The sequence below is a fragment of the Archangium gephyra genome (genome assembly GCF_042230915.1).
GTDB lineage: Bacteria > Myxococcota > Myxococcia > Myxococcales > Myxococcaceae > Archangium > Archangium gephyra_B.
The window spans coordinates 9055960-9075527 of the sequence record NZ_CP102578.1; the positions used below are offsets into that span (position 1 = coordinate 9055960).

Here is a 19568-nt window from a genome sequence, read left to right on the forward strand (position 1 = left end):
TCACCTTCACATGCGCCAGGCCGGGTCCGCGGACAGATTGAAGTCCCCGCGCAGACCCCGGCGCCAGGCCTCGTAACCGGCCACGGCGATCATCGCGCCGTTGTCCGTGCACAGCCGCACCGGCGGCAGGAACAGCTTCAGATTGCGCTCCGCGGCGCGCTCCTGGCTCAACGAGCGCAACCGCGAGTTGGCCGCCACGCCCCCGCACACCACCAGGTTCTTCAACCCCAGCCGGCGCGCGGCGGCCACGAACTTCTTCGACAGCGCGTCCGCCACGGCCTCCTGGAAGGAGGCGCACAGGTCCGCCAGCGCCTGCCCCTCGGGCACGCCGTGCTTGCGCACGTGCTGCGCCACCGCCGTCTTCAAACCGGAGAAGGACCAGTCGAAGTTCTCCGCCCCCGGCAGCGCGCGGGGGAAACGGATGGCCTCGGGGTTCCCCTTCTGCGCGAGCTGATCGATGGGCAGCCCGCCTGGGTACGGCAGGCCAAGGATGCGCGCCGTCTTGTCGTAGGCCTCGCCCGCGGCGTCGTCCCGGGTGCTGCCCACCAGCCGGTAGCGGCCGTAGTCCTGCACCTCGTAGAGGCTGGTGTGGCCGCCGGAGACGACGAGCCCGAGGAACGGAGGCTCCGGCGCGTCCTCCAGCAGGCGGATGGCGAGCAGGTGCCCCTCGAGGTGGTTGGCCCCGACGAAGGGCTTGCCGGTGGCGAGGCTCAGCGACTTGGCCACCTGCACGCCCACCAGGAGCGCGCCGATCAGCCCGGGCCCGGAGGTGACGGCGATGAGGTCCACGTCGTCGAGCGTCTTGTGGGCCCGGGTGAGGGCCTCGTGCAGGACGGGCATGACCTGTACCACGTGGTTGCGGCTGGCGAGCTCCGGCACCACCCCACCCCAGCGCCGGTGGATGTCCACCTGGGTGGAGACGACGTCGGAGAGCACGCGCCGGCCGTCCTCCACGAGGGCGGCGGCGGTCTCATCACAGGAGGTTTCGATTCCGAGTACGAGCAAAGGGCGTCCTCTCTACCAGGAGCCCGCCGCCACGCCTACTGTCCGAGCGACTTGAGCGCGGCGCGCACGTCGTTCGCGTATTGGCCGTTGGGCTCCAACGAGAGATAGCGCTTGTAGGCGTCGATTGCCTTCTTGTCCTGCTGGACCATCTGCCGGCCCATGCCCAGGCACAGCCAGGCGTGGGCGTTGTTGGGCTGGTCCTTCAGCGCGTCCTCCAGCAGCTTGACGGCCTCGCGGTAGTTCGAGTCGCTGCGCACCAGGGAGATCCCCAGGCCCGCCTTGGCCTCGGCCGAGTCCGGCTTGAGGTTGAGCGCCTTGCGGTACGAGAAGGCCGCCGTCTTGTAGCGCCCGGCCGACATGAGCTTCTTCGCCTGGCGCGTCAGGTTCGCGTACTGGGCCTCGGGGCTCAGCTGCTGCGCCGCGGGCTGCTCCGGCTCGTCGTCCTTGCCGTCATCCTCGGCGGCCGGCGTGCCATTCGTGGCCACGGCGGGCTGCTCGGTGCCCTTGGGAGGCGTCCCCGCGTCCGGCACGGCCGTCTGCGCCGCGGTAGCCGGCTGCTCCGGCTGGGCCGGCGTCTCGGGCGGCTTCGTCTCGGGCGGCTTCGTCTCCGGAGCCTTCGCCTCGGGGGCCTTGGTCTCCGGCTCCGGGGCCTTCACCTGCTCGGTGGGCGCGGGCTTCGGCTCCGGCACGGGCGTGGGCTTGTCCGAGCCACCCGACTGCGTGAACACCACCACCGCGGCCACCATGGCGATCGCCACGATGCCTCCGATGATGAGGCCCATCCGGTTCGGCTTCGACGGCTGCTGCGCGCTCTGCACGCCAGCCACCGGCGCCTTGGGCTGCGGGGTCCGGGGAGGCGACACCGGCCGCGGCTTGGGATCCTCCGCGGGCTTGCTGGCCTGCGGCGTGGGCTTCGGCTCGGGCTTGGACGCGACGGGCTCGGAGGGCGCGGGCGTCGGCGCGGGCGTCGGCGCGGGCGCGCCATGGCCCGGGTACGGCGGCAGCGCGAGCTGCTGGGGCTTCTCGGCGGGCTTCTCGGCCGGCGTCTCCGCGGGCTTCTCGACAGCGACGGGCGCGGGCGTGGACGCGGGCGCGGTGACGGCGGGCTTCGAGCCCGATACCAGCGTCACCTCCTCGGCCGGAGTCGCGGGCTCCGGAGGAGGCACCGGCGGCAGCGGATTGGGGGCCACGGCGGCCCCGCCAAAGATGGGACCACGCGACGCGTCCGCCGGGGCCGGAGGTGAAGCCGGAGACGGAGACGCCGAGGGCGTGGAGGCCGGTGCACTGGCGGACGTCGAGGCACGGGGCGCCGGAGACCAGCCCGGACCCCAACCCCCTGCCCCCGCCGAGCCGATGCCATCCACATCCACCCGGCTCCAGTCGAGCAGCAGGCTGCGCCGCTCCAGCTCCTTGGCGCGGTGGGCCGGCGCCGGCTCCACGAGGAACGACGAGCCCTCGGCCGAGCGCGGAGGCGCGATGATGTCCGTCTCGGGGACGTTCGCCTGGCGCTTCCGGGACTCGAAGACGACGACGTTGGCGAGCTGCGGCTGCCGGTCCTCCTCGGACTGGGCCGCGGCCTGCTCGGCAACCAGCGGCTCCGGCTCGGCCATGGGCTCCACCGGCGGCACCACGGGCGGAGCGGGCTGCTCCACCACTGGCGCCACCTCGGCCACGGGCGCCACGGGCACCAGCGTCACCGCGGGGACCACCGGCTCCGGAGCGGGCTCGGCCGGGGCGCTCGGCGCCGGCGCGTTGTGCAGCCACTCCTCGATGCCGGGCTTGCCGCTCTGCACGGGCTCCTGCGAGACGCTGCCCAGCTCGCGGATGAGGCCCTCGAAGTACAGCTTGCTGATGATGCCCAGCGCCGCCAGGTCATCGAAGTCCGAGTCCTCCACCACCCGGCTCAGGCTGCGCTTGCCGTCGAAGAGGCGCAGCAGCCCGTTCACCTCGTCCGGAATCTCCGAGAGCCGGTCGGCCAGCTGGTGGTAGTCGATCTCGAACACCGTCTCCAGCGGCGGCAGCTGCTCGAGCATGCGGCCCCACTCGTCCAGGCGGCGCATGCCCTCCATGAGCAGGCCCTGGGTGGAGACCTCGATGCGCTCGGGCCGGTCGAGCGCGGTGAACTGCACCTCGAACTCGCCCTCGGTGGCGTTGAGCAGCCGGTAGAAGGCGTTCTCGCCCTTGAGCCGCCCCATCTCCGCGTCGATGACGCGGCCTTCCTTGAAGTAGATGGTGGCGACGCGCTCGCCCTTGATGGAGATGTTGCCCGTCTTGCGGCCGATCTCGAACGTCTGGACCAGGTCCACCACGCCCATGTCGGCCAGGTTGCCGGCGAACCCGCCCTTGGTCGTCTCCCGCCGCTCGATCTTCTCCTTGTCCGCCTTCTGGAGGATCATCGTCACGCGGGTGACGATCTCTTTGATGTAGATGGGCTTGGTCAGGTAGTCGTCGCCACCGAGCTCCAGGCCCTTCACCTTCGCCTCGACCGCCTTCTGGTTGGTGAGGAAGACGTAGGGGATGTGCTTGAAGCGCTCGTCCGACTTGAGCGTCTTGCACAGCTCGAAGCCGTCCATCTCCGGCATCTTCGTGTCGGCGAGCACGAGGTCCGGCGGGCTGATCTGCACCTTCTCGAGCGCGTCCTTGCCGTGGATAGCCGTCGTCACGGAGAAGCCGGCCTTCTTCAGGCTGACCTCCATCACACGGAGACTCTTCGGGTCACCATCGACCAGGAGCAGGTGCTGCTTGGCCACGTTCAATTGCCTTTCGCTGCGGGCGCCTCACAGGGCGAACCCGGCGCGGAGAAGAGAGCGGATGATCATGCCCGCTCTCCAGGCATGTCAATGGCGGAGGGGGCAGGGTCCTCGTCTGGCGCCCGGGGAGACGGGCACCCTTCCCGCCCGCATGGGCCCCCCGCCCGGAGCCCGGACAGGCGGGCGGGATTCCGGGGAAAGCCCGGCTCCGTCCCGGTGGATGCGTGGAGGTCCAACCGAGCCGGAGGCGATCAGCCGAACAGGCCGCCCTTCTTGTTGGGAGGAGGCGGATTCTTCTTGCGCATCTCGATGAGGCGCAGCTCCTGGTTGGCCTCGAGGTGCTTGGGGTTGGCGCGCACCGCCTCGCGGAAGTGGCGCTCGGCGCGGGCCATGTCGCCCTCGACGCGGGAGATGACCCCGAGCTGGTAATGGGCCCTATCACAGTTGGGGTCCAGCTTGAGCGCCTCGGCCATCATCTGCTTCGTCTTGGGGATCTCGGCCTTGCGCTGGGGGTCCATGTAGATGGCCCACGCCTTGGCCGCGAGGTACACCGCCTTGGGCTCGGCGTTGTAGGCGCGCTCGAAGTGCTCGACCGCGGCCGCGAAGTCCCGCTTGCGGAAGAAGACCTCCCCCATCTTGAACAGGTCGTTCGGGTCGATGCCCGCGGGCCTGGCCGCCTGCGCCGCGCTCTTGGTGCGCAGGTCCTGGAGGTAGGCCACGCGCTGCGTGTCGTTGTAGAGGACCTCGTAGGAGTCGCGGATGGCCTCGAAGATGGCCGTCATCTTGGGCGCGAGCGCGGAGAGCGCCTGGGGCAGGCGGTCCGGGTGGAAGCGCTTGGCGAGCCCGAGGAACGCGGCCTTCACCTGCTCCTTCTTCACCTCCGGGTCGATGGGGAGGCCCAGCATGGAGAAGTGGTCACGCTTCGCCTGCACGTCCTCGTAGCGGCTCTCGATGAGCTGGGCGAGTTGAGCGAGCTGCTGCTCCTCGGAGCTGAGCGGGGCGGGCGCACCGGGAGCCGGCGCGGGAGCCGCGGGAGCCTCCGGGGCCGGAGCGGGACGGGAACCGAGCTCCATGGCCCGCTGGAGCAAGGCCTGGCGGCGGGCCTTCGCGGCCTCGTCGGAGGGCTCATCCGCCAGGTCATCCTCGCCAAGGGACAGCTCGTCCCACGCATCGGGCACGGTGGCGCTGGCCGGAACCGGGGCGGCCGTGGCCGGAGAAGGCGCGGGCGAGGGAGCCGGAGCAGCGGCCGGAGCAGCCACCTGCTGGGGAACGTCCGTGCGGACGAGGGACTCCAGGTGGGCATCGACCTGCTGGAACGCGGCCTCGAAGGAGGCGTTGATGTCGCCAGGGACCTCGCCGGAGGGGGCGTTGTCGAAGGCTCTGCGCCAGAGGTCATCGTCCCCCGTGGGACGAGCCGCGTCGGGCCCCAGCCGGAGCGGCTGCAGGGAGGCGGCCGCGGGAGCTGGGGCAGCAGGCGCGGGGGCGGCCGCGGGAGCTGGGGCAGCAGGCGCGGGGGCGGCGGCAGGAGCGGGCGCACCGGCGCGGGCCGCGGGCGCACGGAGGCCCGGGGGAACGGGTGCCGCTGGAGCCGGTGCACTGGGAGCGGGTGCCGGCCCCCGTGCGGGAGCCTGCGCGCTGGCGGCGGGCGGACGGAGGCCCGGGGGAACGGGAGCCGGCGCATTGGCCGCGGGCGAACGGAGACCCGGAGGAACAGCGGCCCGAGGAGGCGCGGCGGCGGGCGGCGGGCGCGCGGCCTGAGGAGGCGCGGCGGGGGCGGGAGCCACGGGGACGGGCGCGGCGGGAACAGGCGCGGCCGGGGCGGACACGACGGGGGCCGGCGGCTCGGGGGTCACGAGGTCGCCCCAGTCCAGATCGGCGCTCATCTCGGCCACCGGAACCTGGGGCGAGGGAGCCGCGGTCACGGTGGCCACCGGCACGGGGGCTGGAGCGGGCTCATCGATGAGCCACGGCTCGGGAGCAGTGGTCCCGGCCCGCCGCATGGCCTCCTGCATGTCCTGCATCAGCGCGGCATCGGCCTGCTCGCGCGCGAGGCGGAGAGCGTCCGTGTCCTCCTGAACGGGCAGCTCCGCGCTGGCCTCGGCGGGGGGCGCGTCGAACCACACCTCGGAGGTGGGCGCGACCTCGGAGAGAGAGGCCTCGGACTGGGCACCGGTCCGCATCCCCGCCGCCACCGGGGCAGCGGCTGGGCCCGAGAGATAGCTGACTCCGGGCGGACGCGCGGACATCACGGGCTCGCTCGGCGACCCGGTGAGGATCAGCTCTCCATCCTGCAACTCGGCCGCCTCGGCGATGAAGGCCACGTCCGAGAGTTGGGAGACCTCGCTGACACGCCGCTGCTCGGAGACACGCCGCTGCTCGGCGAGGCGCGCGGCCTCGGCGAGGCGAGCCTCTTCGGCACGCCGGGCCTCTTCTTCCGCCAGAAGCCGGGCTTCCTCGGCGAGACGCGCTTCTTCCTCTGCTCGGAGCCGGGCCTCCTCGGCGAGGCGCGCCTCCTCTTCGGCAGCACGACGCGCCTCCTCGGCGAGACGCGCCTCCTCCGCCAACCGGGCCTCTTCGGCGAGGCGAGCTTCCTCTGCGCGGCGTGCCTCTTCCTCCGCGAGCCGACGAGCCTCTTCCTCGGCACGGCGGGCCTCTTCGGCCAGTCTGGCCTCTTCAGCGAGCCGTGCCTCTTCGGCCAGCCGCGCCTCCTCCGCGAGACGCGCCTCTTCGGCCAGCCGCGCCTCTTCTTCCGCGCGGAGGCGGGCCTCTTCAGCCAGTCGCGCCTCTTCGGCCCGTCGCGCCTCTTCCGCGAGCCGTGCCTCCTCGGCCAGCCGTGCCTCTTCTTCCGCTCGGCGGCGTGCCTCTTCGACGAGTCTGGCCTCTTCCGCCAGCCGTGCCTCTTCGGCGAGTCGTCGCTCCTCGGCAAGACGAGCTTCTTCCGCCAGCCGTGCCTCTTCCGCGCGACGTGCCTCTTCGGCAAGGCGAGCCTCTTCTTCCGCTCGGCGGGCCTCTTCAGCTAGCCGAGCCTCTTCGGCGAGTCGTCGCTCCTCGGCAAGGCGGGCCTCTTCAGCCAGCCGTGCCTCTTCGGCGAGCCGTGCCTCTTCGGCGAGCCGTGCCTCCTCCGCGAGCCGTGCCTCCTCCGCGAGCCGTGCCTCCTCCGCCAGTCGAGCCTCTTCTTCCGCCCGACGGCGTGCCTCTTCGGCGAGTCTGGCCTCTTCCGCCAGCCGAGCCTCTTCGGCGAGTCGTCGCTCCTCAGCAAGGCGAGCTTCTTCCGCCAGCCGCGCTTCTTCGGCGAGTCGAGCCTCTTCCGCGCGACGTGCCTCTTCGGCCAGCCGCGCCTCCTCGACCAACCGAGCCTCTTCCTCCGCTCGGCGGCGAGCCTCTTCAGCAAGGCGAGCTTCTTCCGCCAGCCGTGCCTCTTCGACAAGCCGTGCCTCTTCGACAAGCCGTGCCTCTTCGGCGAGTCGTCGCTCCTCGGCAAGACGAGCTTCTTCCGCCTGACGCCGCGCCTCTTCAGCCAGACGGGCTTCCTCGGCGAGGCGCACCTCTTCGGCCAGTCTCGCCTCTTCGGCCAGTCTCGCCTCTTCGGCCAGTCTCGCCTCTTCGGCCAGCCGCCGCTCCTCAGCGAGCCGTGCCTCTTCGACCAGTCGCGCCTCTTCAGCGAGACGAGCTTCCTCCGCGCGACGCGCCTCTTCGGCGAGGCGGGCCTCCTCCGCCAGCCGCCGCTCCTCGGCGAGGCGTGCCTCTTCGGCGAGGCGAGTTTCCTCGGCGAGGCGCGCCTCTTCGGCCAGCCGCACCTCTTCTTCCGCTCGACGCCGCGCCTCTTCGGCCAGCCGCCGCTCCTCAGCGAGCCGTGCCTCTTCGGCCAGTCGCGCCTCTTCGGCGAGGCGAGCTTCCTCCGCGCGACGTGCCTCTTCGGCGAGGCGGGCCTCCTCCGCCAGCCGCCGCTCCTCGGCGAGGCGTGCCTCTTCGGCGAGGCGAGCTTCCTCGGCGAGGCGCGCCTCTTCGGCGAGGCGAGCTTCCTCGGCGAGGCGCGCCTCTTCGGCTAGCCGCGCCTCTTCTTCCGCTCGACGCCGCGCCTCTTCGGCCAGCCGCCGCTCCTCAGCGAGCCGTGCCTCTTCGGCCAGTCGCGCCTCTTCGGCGAGGCGAGCTTCCTCCGCGCGACGCGCCTCTTCCGCGCGCCGTGCCTCCTCAGCAAGCCGCGCCTCTTCTTCCGCCCGACGCCGTGCCTCCTCGGCCAGCCGCGCCTCTTCCGCGCGCCGTGCCTCCTCGGCCAGCCGTGCCTCTTCCGCACGCCGTGCCTCTTCAGCCAATCGCCGGGCTTCTTCTTCCGCGCGACGCCGAGCCTCCTCCTCGCGCCGGGCCTCCTCTTCGCGCCGGGCCTGCTCGCGGGCCTCCCAGGCCTCGATGGACAGCGACTCGACGAACCCCTCGCGCTCGAGGACGTGGAGCAGCACTTCCTGGGCGGGCTTCAGCCCCTCCAACCGCTGGAAGTCCGCCAGCTTCAGCAGGAGGGCCATCTCCTCCGCGCTGGCCACCCACGGGGCACACGCGCCCGGGTCCTCGCAGCGGTACATGCGGGCCTCGGGGGCCTCGGCTCCCGCGGGCTCGAGGGCGGCGCGCACCACGCGCGTCCCCGGGATGGGGCGGAACATCGCCTCCACCCCACCCTCCTCGAAAGCGGCGCGCTCGGCCAACTGGCTCAACCGCCGCACCTCGGCGAGCACCTGCTGCTCGGCCACCGCGTCCGGCGCCAGCCCGAGCTCCTCCAGCAACTCCTCGTCCGGCGTGCCCGCGCCCTCACGGGCCCACAGCGCATCCAGCAGGTCCGCGCGGAGGCGGCCGGCCTGCATCAGGGCCTGCACGGGCGTCTGGAACCCGAAGCCCAACCGCGTCCCGACCAGGTCACCCCCCTGGAGGAACAGCAGCGCTTCACGCCCACCGGCGTGCAGCGTGAGCCGGCCGGTGGAGCGGGACTTGTGGGCGGAGTACAGCGTCTCGGCGACCTGCGAGGGGGGCATGCGGCCCCCAGTGTAGTCCTTCCGCCCCTCCCCTCAACTCGGCGTGCCTGCCCGCCCGGCCGCCGCGCCGAATTGCACCTGCCGCAGGGCCTCGTAGGCGGCGATTCCCACGGCGGTGGACAGGTTGAGGCTGCGGCGCTCGGGCAGCATGGGGATGGTGACGGCCGTGCCCGAGCCTCCCCCGACGATGTCCGGGGGCAACCCCTGCGTCTCCGAGCCGAAGACGAGGTGGTCTCCCTCCTCGAAGCGGGCGGCATACAGGGATGTAGCGGCGCGGGCGGAGAACAGGAAGCGCCTGGCCGAGGGCCACTCGGCCAGGTAGGCGTCGTAGTCCGGGTAGAGCTTCAGGAAGACCTTGTCCCAGTAGTCCAGCCCGGCGCGCTTGAGGTGCCGGTCATCGATGGAGAAGCCCAGGGGCTCCACGAGGATGAGGCGGCAGCCGGTGACGGCGCACAGCCGGGCGATGTTCCCGGTGTTGGGGGGAATCTGGGGGGAGACGAGGACGAGGTGGAAGGGACGCGCCAGGGGCTGGAGCATTGGGGTAGAAGGCGCTTCATGCGCCTGAAGGTGAACAATGTGACACGGCAGCGGCTGTTGGCGGACCGCGCCGAGCGGGCCGAGTCCTTCGCGGACCGGTTCGTGGGACTGATGGGCCGGAAATCGCTGGCCTTCGGGGAGGGGCTGCACATCGTGCCCTGCAACTCCATCCATACCTTCTTCATGCGCATCCCCATCGACGTGGCCTTCCTCGACCGGGAGGGGATGATCGTCAAGCAGTTCGTGGCCCTGCCTCCCTGGCGGGCGACCTCGGTGTACTTCCAGGCGAAGTCGGTGCTGGAGCTGCCGGCGGGCGCCCTGCAGGCGAGCGGCACCCAGGAGGGCGACCGGCTCGTCTTCGAGCCGGTGGTTTGAACCCCGAATGGGAGTAAACAGACCAGCCATCCGGGCTGCTGGGGTTTTGACCCCCTTCCGGGCGCTTTGTTAACCTGCCCCTCCGTCCACGGCACCCTCCTGGACACGTTGGAGACTCCGCGAGCATGCGCATCGAGGTTGCTGGCTACACCCACGTCGGGATGAAGCGGAACCACAATGAGGACAACTACCTCATTCTGACCGACGAGAACCTGTGCTGTGTCGCCGACGGGATGGGCGGACACTCTTCCGGGGAGATCGCCTCGAAGATCGCCGTGGAGGAGCTGGCCGAGTTCTTCCGGATGACGTCGCGCGACGAGGACGCCACCTGGCCGTTCAAGATGGACAAGGCGCGCAACTACGACGAGAACCGGCTGGCCACCGGCATCAAGCTGGCGAACAAGAGCATCTTCGACAAGGCCAGCGCGGATCAGAAGTACAAGGGCATGGGGACGACGATCGTCTCGGTGCACTTCACCGACTCGGCGGCGTACGTGGGGCACGTGGGAGACAGCCGCGTGTACTTCTTCCGCCAGGGCGTGCTGAGGCAGGTGACCGAGGACCACTCCCTGCTCAACGACTACCTCAAGGCGAAGAAGCTCTCGCCGGAGGAGATCGAGAACTTCCCGCACAAGAACGTCATCGTCCGCGCGCTGGGGATGAAGGAGACGGTGGCGGTGGACGTGGCGAAAGTGGAGGCGCAGCAGGGCGACATCTTCCTGCTGTGCTCGGACGGGCTGTCCGGCATGGTGACGGACCCGCAGATGCAGGAGATTCTGTCGCGGACGAACGAGCTGGAGAAGGCGTGCTCCCAGCTCATCGACATGGCGAACGCCGCGGGCGGCAACGACAACGTCACCTGCGTGCTGGCGCGCTTCCACGGCAACTGAGCGTCACGGGGTGAGGGGGGGGAGCGGCGCTGTATCGCGCCTCTCACCTCTTTCTGGACATCAACGGCCGTCCCCCTGCTATTGCTTTCCGAGTAGCCGGTCCCAGGCGTACACCTGCCCCAGCAGTTCCGACGTACACGCACCGGACACCCGTTCGAAAGCACTTGGGTCGAGCGTGGAGAGGCGCTGGCGCTGGAATGATGGATCGGCCACCACGTTCTGGTGCTTCAGACCACGCGCGAAGGTGAGGACACGGGGCATCTGCCGGAGCATGGCCTCGAGACTCTCCTCCCGGGTTGCCCGTCCCATGCGCTCCGCCGCCGTCTCCAGGCGCGCTCTGACCGGGGCTGCCACCGGGCACCATGCATCCATGGCCCAGTCGCAGGAAGCCCCCATCAACTCGTCCAAGGTGAGCGTGGCATTCGGAGAACTGAAGAGATAGCGCACGGACTGGAGCGGCTCCCAGAAACGCAGCACGGACTGAAGGCGGAGTGCCACGCGCTCGGCGCTCATTGGAGCTGTTCGCCCAATCGCGAAGTACAGCGCGCCCCACGCCGTCTCACGACAGAACGCCTCGTAGAGGTCGTCCACTTCGAACGTATTCGGCCAGTCCAGGGCTTCCCACATACCGCGCTTCACATTGGACACCATGTACAGCCGCCAGGCCGGGCGCTCACGCTGGAAGTCCACGCCCTCGTGCACCACCAGCACCTCTCCGGGGGGCATCTCCGACATCTGCCGGGGAGCGGGAAAGGAGCCGTCCTCGCGATACTGCCCGCCACACCGCAGCCCCTCCTTCCTCGTCTTCTGGTGGACCGAGGAGTAGTCACCATGCAGGAAGGACGGCATTCGCAGGGAAGAGGACTGCCCAGGCGTCATGGAGCGGCTCCTATCAAAGCGGGTCACCGGCGAGGAAGGGGCATACCCGAGGCCGCGGCGGGTACTTGCGCCGGAGGCGCGGCGGGTGGCGGACGTGCTGGAAAGGGGATGACCTGCCCTCCTCCCTGGCTGGGGGGCTGCTTCACCCCAGGCCCCGAGCCCATCCGGCCCTGAATCGCACCCGAGAAGAAGCCCGTCGCGACGTTTCCCAGAACCTCGATGACGATGCCAACGGCCCCGCTGAAGGTGGCGAGCCGTTCGCGTCGACTCACCATCTCCTCCACGGCCTGTCCCACCCAACCCCCATACTGCTGCATCTCCTCATGGGTGAGGACGACCCACTGTCCGTCCTCATACGCCGCCACCTCGGACTCGAAGCGCCGTTGGCTGCGCGTCCATCGGTACTGGATCACTCCGGGCTCGGTGCCCCACCACTCCAAGCGCCAGATGTGGTTCCCCCGCGCAAAGCGGATCAGGACTTCCCCTCGGAAGTCTATTCCCCCCGAGAACAGCATGTCCGGCGCAGCAACCCGATTCAGCGCGGCAAGGTAGGTCCGCACTTCCTGACGGCCTTCCTGGAGGCTCTGGTCATGCCAGGTCTTGATCTCGAAGACATACAGGGCGGTCACGTCAGTGATGTCCGGGCGTAGAGCGCGCTCGTTCGGGAGCAGGCGGGACGTGTCACCCAGCCGCGCGTCTCTGACGATGGAGTAGATGGTGTCGGTGTTGTAGTAGGTCTGACTGCCCGGGTGATTCACGCCGTACATGTAAGCAATCAACCGGTGTGCGGCGTTTCCGAGGAAGAACCGCCAAGGCATCTGCGAATCCGGGTTCCGGCCGGGGACATCGTAGCCCTGGAGAACCGGACCGGAGGGCCCCCCACCCACCGCCGGACTGTCGCTCATCGCCAACAGTTGTTGTTGATGGCGCACCTCCGCGCTCCAGCCCAGGGGCACCTGCCTACCGGGAGCCGTGGCACAACCCGCCACCACCCCAACGAGGAGCAGGACCGCCCAAAGCGGCACGACCCGAGGCACGGATTGGGACCAGATACCGGCATTCACGAGCACCTCCCACTCCGCAGGCTCAGGCTGGAGCAAAGCCGGGAAGCAGTAGATGCCGGGAGCCGTGGGAAGACCACGCCCTCCACGATCAGGTCACGCGAGAAGTCGCAACCGGAGTGATGGGGAGTTTCACGGGGTGAGCGGCGCGGGCACCCGGTGAGCCCCCCAGGCCATCACCTCGACCAGCTCCTCGCCGGGGGCCACCTCGGTCCCCTCCAGGATGGCGCAGCGCTCGAGCCGGGCTCCCGCCCCAACGCGGGCCTGAGCGCCCACCGACACCGAGGCGCCCACGCGCACCCCGTCCGCCAGAGAGCACCCCGCGTCCAGGTGCGCCGGACCCGTCACCTGGGCCCCACCCACCCGGGCGGAGGGATGCGCCCAGTAGTTCCCCTGCGCACGCGGCGCCGAGGCGAACGGTGAGTCCGCGCCCAGGCCCTCCAGCGGCACCTGCCCGGAGAGCACATCGCGCACGGTGGACAGGTAGCGCGAAGGCGTGCCCAGATCGGACCAGTACGAGCGCACCACCTCACCGCGCACGGTGAGGCCGGCCTCCATCATCCGCACGTAGACGTCGCGGTTGATGTCCTCGGGGCCCTCGGGCGTCATGAAGTCGAAGACGCGCGAGGACATGACGTGCACGCCCGTGAAGTGCCAGGGCGAGAGCCCCTCGCCCCCGGGCCCGAACCGGGCGATGCGGCGCACGCGGCGCTCCGCGTCCATCTCCACCGCGGCGTACTTCTCGCTCTCCGGCATGGGCAGCAGCACCATGGTGGCCGCCGCGCCCGAGGCCCGGTGCGCCGCCACCACGGGGCGCAAATCCACCGGGAAGAGGATGTCGCCGTTGAAGACGATGAAGTCATCCCCCGCGAGGAAGTCGCGCAGGCCCCGGATGCCGCCGCCGGTGCCCTGGATGACGGGCTCGTGCACCACGTGCAGCGGCAGGCCGGCCCGCTCGCACTCGGCGCGAGCGGTGGCCGCCATGACGTCCGGCAGGTGGTGGGTGTTGATGCCCACCGCCTTCACCCCGGCGGCCCGCAGCACCGCCAGGTGGTAGCGGAAGAGCGGCTGCCCGAGGAACGGCATCGCCGGCTTGGGCCAGCGCTCGGTGAACGGACGCAGGCGCGTACCCAGCCCCGCGCAGAGGACCATGGCCTTCATGTGCCGCCCCTCCCCTTCCTGTCAGCCCACCTCGGGCACGTACTTCGCAATCAGCTTCCGCAGCTCGCTCAGCTCCGGCCGCAGCTTGAACGCATCGCGCACGTAGCGCAGCGAGGCCGGGATGGACACCAGGAAGCCCGGGTTGCCCTTCACGCGGTTGATGAACTCGAAGCGGCCCGCGTCCTTCAGCTTGCGCTGGATGGTGAGCAAGTCGAAGAAGGCCTTGAAGGACTTGGGCTCGATGCGCTCGCCCGTCACCTCGGCGAAGGTGGCGATGTAGCGGTCGAGCATCGTGTCCACGAAGCCGCGATCCAGCTCCACGTAGCTGTCGCGCAGCAGGGCCACCAGGTCGTACTGGCGCGGGCCCTGGAGGGCGTCCTGGAAGTCGATGACCACCAGCTCACCGTCCTTCATCATGATGTTGCGGCTCTGGTAGTCGCGGTGGGTGAAGCCCCGGGGCGCGGCGGCCAGCTGCTTCGCGATGTCACGGAAGGTGCGGTCCAGCTCGGCGCGCTCGGTGTCGGTGGGCTTCTTGCCGCTCCACACCTCGAGGCCCCACTCGCGGAAGTGGTGGAGCTCCCAGTCGTAGAGGTCCTCGTCGAAGGCGCGGGTGAAGGCGAGGCAGTCCGGGTCGGGCAGGCGCTCGGCCTGGGCGCGCATGCGGGCCAGCAGGTCCACCGCGCGGGTGTAGAGGGCCTGGTTGTTCTTGCCGCCGTCGAGCGCCGCCTCGAAGGTGATGTCGCTGAGGTCCTCCAGCACCATCATCCCCGCCGGCTCGTCGAAGCGCAGGATGCGCGGCACGCGGATGCCCAGCTTCTCCAGGTAACGGTGGACGTTGACGAAGGGCAGCTCCTTGGGGGGCTCGCCCTTGGAGGCCTCCTCGCTCTTCTTCGAGGCATCCAGGGGCATCACCATGACCACCCAGCTCTCGGGGGCCGTCCCCACGCGGTAGTACGAGCGGTTGCTCGCATCACCCTTGAGCTTCTTGATGGGGGCCTGGGACACGGGGCGGCCGATGGCCTTCCCTACCTGGTCGCGCAGCGCGGCCTCGATTTCCATAAGTAGACGCTTCTCCTGGGGTGGTCCGTGAAAGGAGGCGCGGGAGTATGGGAGTGGGGAGCAACGGGGTCAAAGCCCGTGTGCGGGGACATTTCACGAGCGGTCGGGTGCCCGACAGGAGGAACCCGGGGCCCGAGTGGCCGCCTGCTGTCCAGTCCCTGGGTTCGCCGCACCGTGTCGGAAAGCGCGAGGGGCGCGGACGTGTTCCCTTGAAGAGGGGGGCGGGCAGCCGGACGAGGTCGACCGGCACCACCGGGGCAGTTATAAGGGCGCCGGTTTCTCCTTCCCCAAGAGAGCTTCAGATGGAAATCCACGACAACATTCTCTCCGCGATCGGCCACACGCCCCTGGTGAAGCTCCACCGGCTGGTAGGGCCCAACGACGCGACCGTCCTGGTCAAGTGCGAGTTCATGAACCCGGGCGCGTCCATCAAGGATCGCATGGCCCTCTACATCATCGAGAAGGCCGAGAAGGAGGGGAAGCTCAAGCCCGGCGGCACCATCGTGGAGAACACGAGCGGCAACACGGGCATGGGCGTGGCGCTGGCGGCGGCGGTGAAGGGCTACAAGTGCATCTTCACGATGCCGGACAAGATGTCGCTGGAGAAGATCAACCGCCTGAAGGCGATGGGCGCGCAGGTGGTGGTGACGCCGACGAACGTGCCGGCGGAGGATCCGCGCAGCTACTACGAGACGGCCAAGCGCCTGCACCGGGAGACCCCGGGCGCGTTCATGCTCAACCAGTACCACAACCCGGACAACATCGAGGCTCACTACAAGGTGACGGGTCCGGAGATCTACGAGCAGACGGACGGGAAGATCGACTACTTCGTGTCGGGCCTGGGCACGGGCGGCACGATGAGTGGCGCGGGCAAGTTCCTGAAGGAGAAGATTCCGGGCCTGAAGAACGTGGGCGTGGACCCGGAGGGCTCGGTGTACGAGGGCTACTTCAAGACGGGGAAGCTGACCGAGCCGCACGTGTACAAGGTCGAGGGCATCGGCGAGGACATGCTGTGCGGTGCCATGGACTTCAAGGTGGTGGACGACATCCGGCAGGTGGATGACCGCCAGAGCTTCGTGGCGGCGCGGCGGCTGGCGCGCGAGGAGGGCATCTTCGCGGGCGGCTCGGCGGGCGCGGCGGTGCACGTGGCGGTGCAGCTGGCCAAGGAAGTGGGCAAGGGCAAGACGATCGTCGTCATCCTGCCGGACACCGGCATGAGCTACGTCAGCAAGTTCCACTCGGACGAGTGGATGCGCGACAACGGCTTCGCGGAGGAGAAGGGGGCGGGCACGGTGCGCGATCTGCTGAACGGCAAGCGTGCGGTGATCACGGCGAGCAAGGGCCAGCGGGTGGACCAGGTGGTGGAGGCGATGCGCCAGCACGGCATCAGCCAGATGCCGGTGATGAACGAGGACGGGCGTGCGGTGGGGATGATCCACGAGTACGACCTGCTCAACGCGCTGGTGGCGAACAAGGCGAAGTTCGCGGACACGATCGACAGCATCGTGGCGCCGCTGCAGGGCGTGGTGTCGCCGGAGACGAGCCTCAACCGGCTGCGCGAGGTCTTCAACCAGGACAAGGTGGCGGTGGTGAAGGAGGGCGAGAAGGTCCTGGCCATCGTGACGAAGATCGACCTGATCGAGTACATGCACCGCACGGCGGCGTAATGAACACAGCACCCCACTGAGCACAGTCCACTGAGCACAGTCCACTGAGCACAGTCCACTGAGCACAGTCCACTGAGCACAGTTCCCCTCTCCCTCCGGGAGAGGGACGGGGTGAGGGTATCGAGGGCCTCGGGTTCGCCAGAACCTGGGGCCTTCGTGCATGCGGGCCACTGCGGGCCCCGAGCGTCCATTCCCGGCACGAGCCGCGTCATGACGCTTCCGCGCGTCGCGGGTATCGGGCAAAAGGGCCGCATGTCGCTGTTGACCCTGCTGCTGCTCGCGTTGGGACTGGCCATGGATGCCACGGCCGTGTCCATCGCGAGTGCCCTCTCGGCCCCGCGTGTCCGGGCACGAGATGCCCTGCTGCTCGCCTTCCTGTTCGGGCTCTTCCAGGCGCTGATGCCCGTCATCGGCTGGGCGCTGGGCTCGCAGTTCGCGGACACCATCTCCACGTGGGATCACTGGCTGACCTTCGTGCTGCTCGGGGGCATCGGGGCCAAGATGATCTACGAGGCCATCACGCACCATCACGCGGGGGTGCCGGACGAGCCCCCCCCGGAGCGCAACCCGTTCCACCTGGGGACGCTCGCGCTCATGGCGCTGGCCACCAGCATCGACGCGCTCGCCGCGGGCATCACCCTGCCCCTGCTCGAGGTGCGCCTGGTGATGGCGGCGGCCGTCATCGGCGGAGTCACCTTCGCCCTGTGCCTGCTGGGTGTGAGTGTCGGCCGCCGGTTCGGTGAGAAACTCGAGGGCAAGCTCGACATCATCGGAGGGCTCGTCCTCATCGGCATCGGCACCAAGACGCTCATCGAGCACCTGTCCGCCTGAGGGCCGCCGCCCGAAGCACCGAGGCCAGAAGCCGCTGAGCGCTCTCCCGGCCCCGGACTACCACCGCACTCAGCTCACTTCGCCGGCGTCTTCTTCGCCGCGCCCGGGACGGGGAAGCCGCGCTTGCGCATCAGCGCGTCGATGCCGGCGTCCTTGCCGCGGAAGCTCCGGTAGGCCTCGGCCGGGTCCACCGTGTTGCCGACGGAGAAGACGTTCTTGCGCAGGCGCTCGGCCACCGTCCGGTCGTAGGCGCCCTTGCCTTCGGTGAAGGCCTCGAAGGCGTCCGCCGTGAGGGTGTCCGACCAGAGATAGCTGTAGTAGCCCGCCGAGTAGCCGTCCCCCGCGAACACGTGGCTGAACTGCGGCGTGCGGTGCCGCATGACGATCTCCTTCGGCATGCCGAGCGCCCCCAGCGTGTCGCGCTCGAACGCGTCCGGATCGATCTTCTGGCTGCCCGCGAGGTGCAGCTTCATGTCCACCAGCGCGCTCGACAGGTACTCCACCGTGCCGAAGCCCTGGTTGAAGTTGGAGGCCTTCTCGATCTTCGCCACCAGCGCGGGCGGGATGGGCTTGCCCGTCTGGTAGTGCAGCGCGTACGTGTTGAGCACCTCGGGTGTGGAGAGCCAGTGCTCCAGCAGCTGCGAGGGGAACTCCACGTAGTCCCGAGCCACCGCCGTGCCCGAGAGCGTCGGATACGTCACGTTGGAGTTCAGGCCGTGCAGGGCGTGGCCGAACTCGTGGAACAGCGTCTCCGCGTCGCTCCAGCTGATGAGGACGGCCTCGCCCGGCGCGCCCTTCACGAAGTTGGAGTTGTTGGAGACGATGGTGCTGACCTCGCCGTGGTAACGCTCCTGGTTGCGGTAGGCGTTCATCCACGCGCCGGAGCGCTTCCCCTGCCGCGCGTACGGATCGAAGTACCACAGGCCCACGTGCTTGCCGCTGGCCTTGTCCTTCACCTCCCAGACGCGCACATCCGGGTGGTAGACGGGCACGCCGTCCACCGGCGTGAACGAGAAGCCGAACAGCTCGCCCGCCACCCAGAACATGCCCTCGCGCAGCTTCTCCAGCTGCAGGTAGGGCTTCACCTCGTTCTGGTCCAGGTCGTACTTCGCCTTGCGGACCTTCTCCGCGTAGTAGCGGTAGTCCCAGGGCTCGATCTTCAGCTTCGCGCCTTCCTTGTTGGCGATCGCCTGCATGTCGGCGACCTCCTCGCGGGCGCGGGCGACGGCGGGCGTCCACACCGCCTCCATCAGCTGCATGGCGCGCTCGGGCGTCTTCGCCATGGTGTTCTCGAGCCGCCAGTGCGCATGGGTCGCATAGCCCAGCAACTTCGCGCGCTCGGCGCGCAGCTGGAGCACCTCGGAGATGATCTGGTTGTTGTCGCGGGCATCGCCGTTGTCCCCGCGGTTGACGTAGTTGCGCCAGACCTTCTCGCGCAGCTCGCGGCGGGCCGAGTAGGTCAGGAAGGGCTCCATGGAGGAGCGCGTGTTGGTGATGGCCCACTTGCCCTTGAGGCCCCGCGCCTCGGCCGCGGCCGCCGCACCGGCGCGCACGGAGTCCGGCAGGCCGGCGAGGTCCGCCTCCGACTCGAGGACGACGGCATAACCCTCCTCGTCCGCCAGCACGTTCTGGCTGAAGCCGGTGAAGAGCGAGGCGAGGCGCTGGTTGATGTCCACCAGGCGCTTCTTGGCCCCCGCGTCGAGCTTCGCGCCCGAGCGGACGAAGTTCGTATAGCGCAGCCACGTCAGGCGCTGCTGCTCGGGCGTCAGCTTCGCCTTGTCCGGCGACTGGTAGACGGCCTCGATGCGCTGGAAGAGCTTCTCGTTCTGGGTGATCTCATCGGAGAAGGCGGCGAGCCGGGGCGCCATCTCGCGCTGGATGGCCTGGAACTCCGGCCCGTTCATGGACGAGCCCCAGATGCCATAGAGCGTCTCCACGTCGTCGAGCGTCCGCCCGGCGTCCTCCAGGGCGGCGATGGTGTTCTCGAAGGTGGGCGCGGCCGGGTCGTTGGCGATCGCGGCGATGGCCCGGCGGTTCTCCTCCATGGCCGCCTCGAGCGCGGGCTTGAAGTGCTCGATCCGGACCTTGTCGAACGGCGGGACGCCCCCGTACGGGCCCGTCCACCGGGCCAGCAGCGGGTTGTCCACCGGGGCGGCCTCGGCCGGAGCGCTCGGGGCCGCCGGGGCCTGGGTAGCCGGAGCGGACGGAGCGGCCTCGCGGACCTCCTGGGTGGTCGTCGCGCACCCGGCGGACACGAGCGCGGCCACGCCCGCGCTGGCGAAGAGAAGCTTACGCATGTAGGAACTGCCTCCAAGACGGGGTTGACTGCGGA

13 protein-coding genes are annotated in these 19568 nt (G+C 69.7%); 4 read left to right on the top strand and 9 right to left on the bottom strand.

The genetic code is table 11. From position 1 onward, the window contains the following. Positions 1–6: 6 nt before the first annotated feature. From tsaD to NR798_RS35570, 4 genes are all read right to left on the bottom strand, one after another. Positions 7–1005, bottom strand: a complete 999-nt coding sequence (gene tsaD / locus NR798_RS35555; protein WP_375766988.1) for a tRNA (adenosine(37)-N6)-threonylcarbamoyltransferase complex transferase subunit TsaD — start codon at positions 1003–1005, stop codon at positions 7–9. 35 nt (positions 1006–1040) lie between these two features. Continuing rightward, positions 1041–3755: a response regulator gene (locus NR798_RS35560; RefSeq protein WP_375766989.1), complete on the bottom strand. Its 2715-nt coding sequence runs from the start codon at positions 3753–3755 to the stop codon at positions 1041–1043. Between the two features lie 251 nt (positions 3756–4006). Continuing rightward, positions 4007–8776, bottom strand: a complete 4770-nt coding sequence (locus NR798_RS35565; protein WP_375766990.1) for a molecular chaperone DnaJ — start codon at positions 8774–8776, stop codon at positions 4007–4009. A 33-nt stretch (positions 8777–8809) separates the two neighbouring features. Then, entirely contained in the window at positions 8810–9313 is a 504-nt protein-coding gene (locus NR798_RS35570) for a tRNA (cytidine(34)-2'-O)-methyltransferase (protein ID WP_047859605.1), read from the bottom strand. 18 nt (positions 9314–9331) lie between these two features. On the opposite strand from NR798_RS35570, the gene NR798_RS35575 reads away from it, so the two are divergent. Further along, entirely contained in the window at positions 9332–9688 is a 357-nt protein-coding gene (locus tag NR798_RS35575) for a DUF192 domain-containing protein (protein WP_375766991.1), read from the top strand. Positions 9689–9813: 125 nt separating this feature from the next. Further along, a complete protein-coding gene (locus NR798_RS35580) occupies positions 9814–10578 on the top strand; it encodes a Stp1/IreP family PP2C-type Ser/Thr phosphatase (protein WP_375766992.1) in 765 nt (254 codons plus the stop codon). 78 nt (positions 10579–10656) lie between these two features. Here the strand turns inward: NR798_RS35580 and NR798_RS35585 are convergent, their stop codons facing one another. From NR798_RS35585 to NR798_RS35600, 4 genes are all read right to left on the bottom strand, one after another. After that, positions 10657–11457, bottom strand: a complete 801-nt coding sequence (locus NR798_RS35585) for a hypothetical protein (protein ID WP_375766993.1) — start codon at positions 11455–11457, stop codon at positions 10657–10659. 23 nt (positions 11458–11480) lie between these two features. Beyond that, positions 11481–12389 (bottom strand): hypothetical protein, encoded by a 909-nt coding sequence (locus NR798_RS35590; protein WP_375766994.1) that lies wholly within the window; start codon positions 12387–12389, stop codon positions 11481–11483. 261 nt (positions 12390–12650) lie between these two features. Next, positions 12651–13679, bottom strand: coding sequence for a sugar phosphate nucleotidyltransferase (locus NR798_RS35595; protein WP_375766995.1), 1029 nt, complete (start codon positions 13677–13679; stop codon positions 12651–12653). A gap of 21 nt (positions 13680–13700) precedes the next feature. Next, entirely contained in the window at positions 13701–14738 is a 1038-nt protein-coding gene (locus tag NR798_RS35600) for an aminoglycoside phosphotransferase family protein (protein ID WP_375766996.1), read from the bottom strand. Between the two features lie 302 nt (positions 14739–15040). On the opposite strand from NR798_RS35600, the gene NR798_RS35605 reads away from it, so the two are divergent. Then, the gene (locus NR798_RS35605; protein ID WP_375766997.1) at positions 15041–16405 is read left to right on the top strand and encodes a pyridoxal-phosphate dependent enzyme; all 1365 of its coding nucleotides are present in this window, start codon (positions 15041–15043) and stop codon (positions 16403–16405) included. 252 nt (positions 16406–16657) lie between these two features. Further along, positions 16658–17236, top strand: coding sequence for a manganese efflux pump MntP family protein (locus NR798_RS35610; RefSeq protein WP_375766998.1), 579 nt, complete (start codon positions 16658–16660; stop codon positions 17234–17236). Positions 17237–17310: 74 nt separating this feature from the next. On the opposite strand, the gene NR798_RS35615 is transcribed toward NR798_RS35610, so the two are convergent. Further along, positions 17311–19533, bottom strand: a complete 2223-nt coding sequence (locus tag NR798_RS35615; protein WP_375766999.1) for a M3 family metallopeptidase — start codon at positions 19531–19533, stop codon at positions 17311–17313. Positions 19534–19568: the final 35 nt, after the last annotated feature.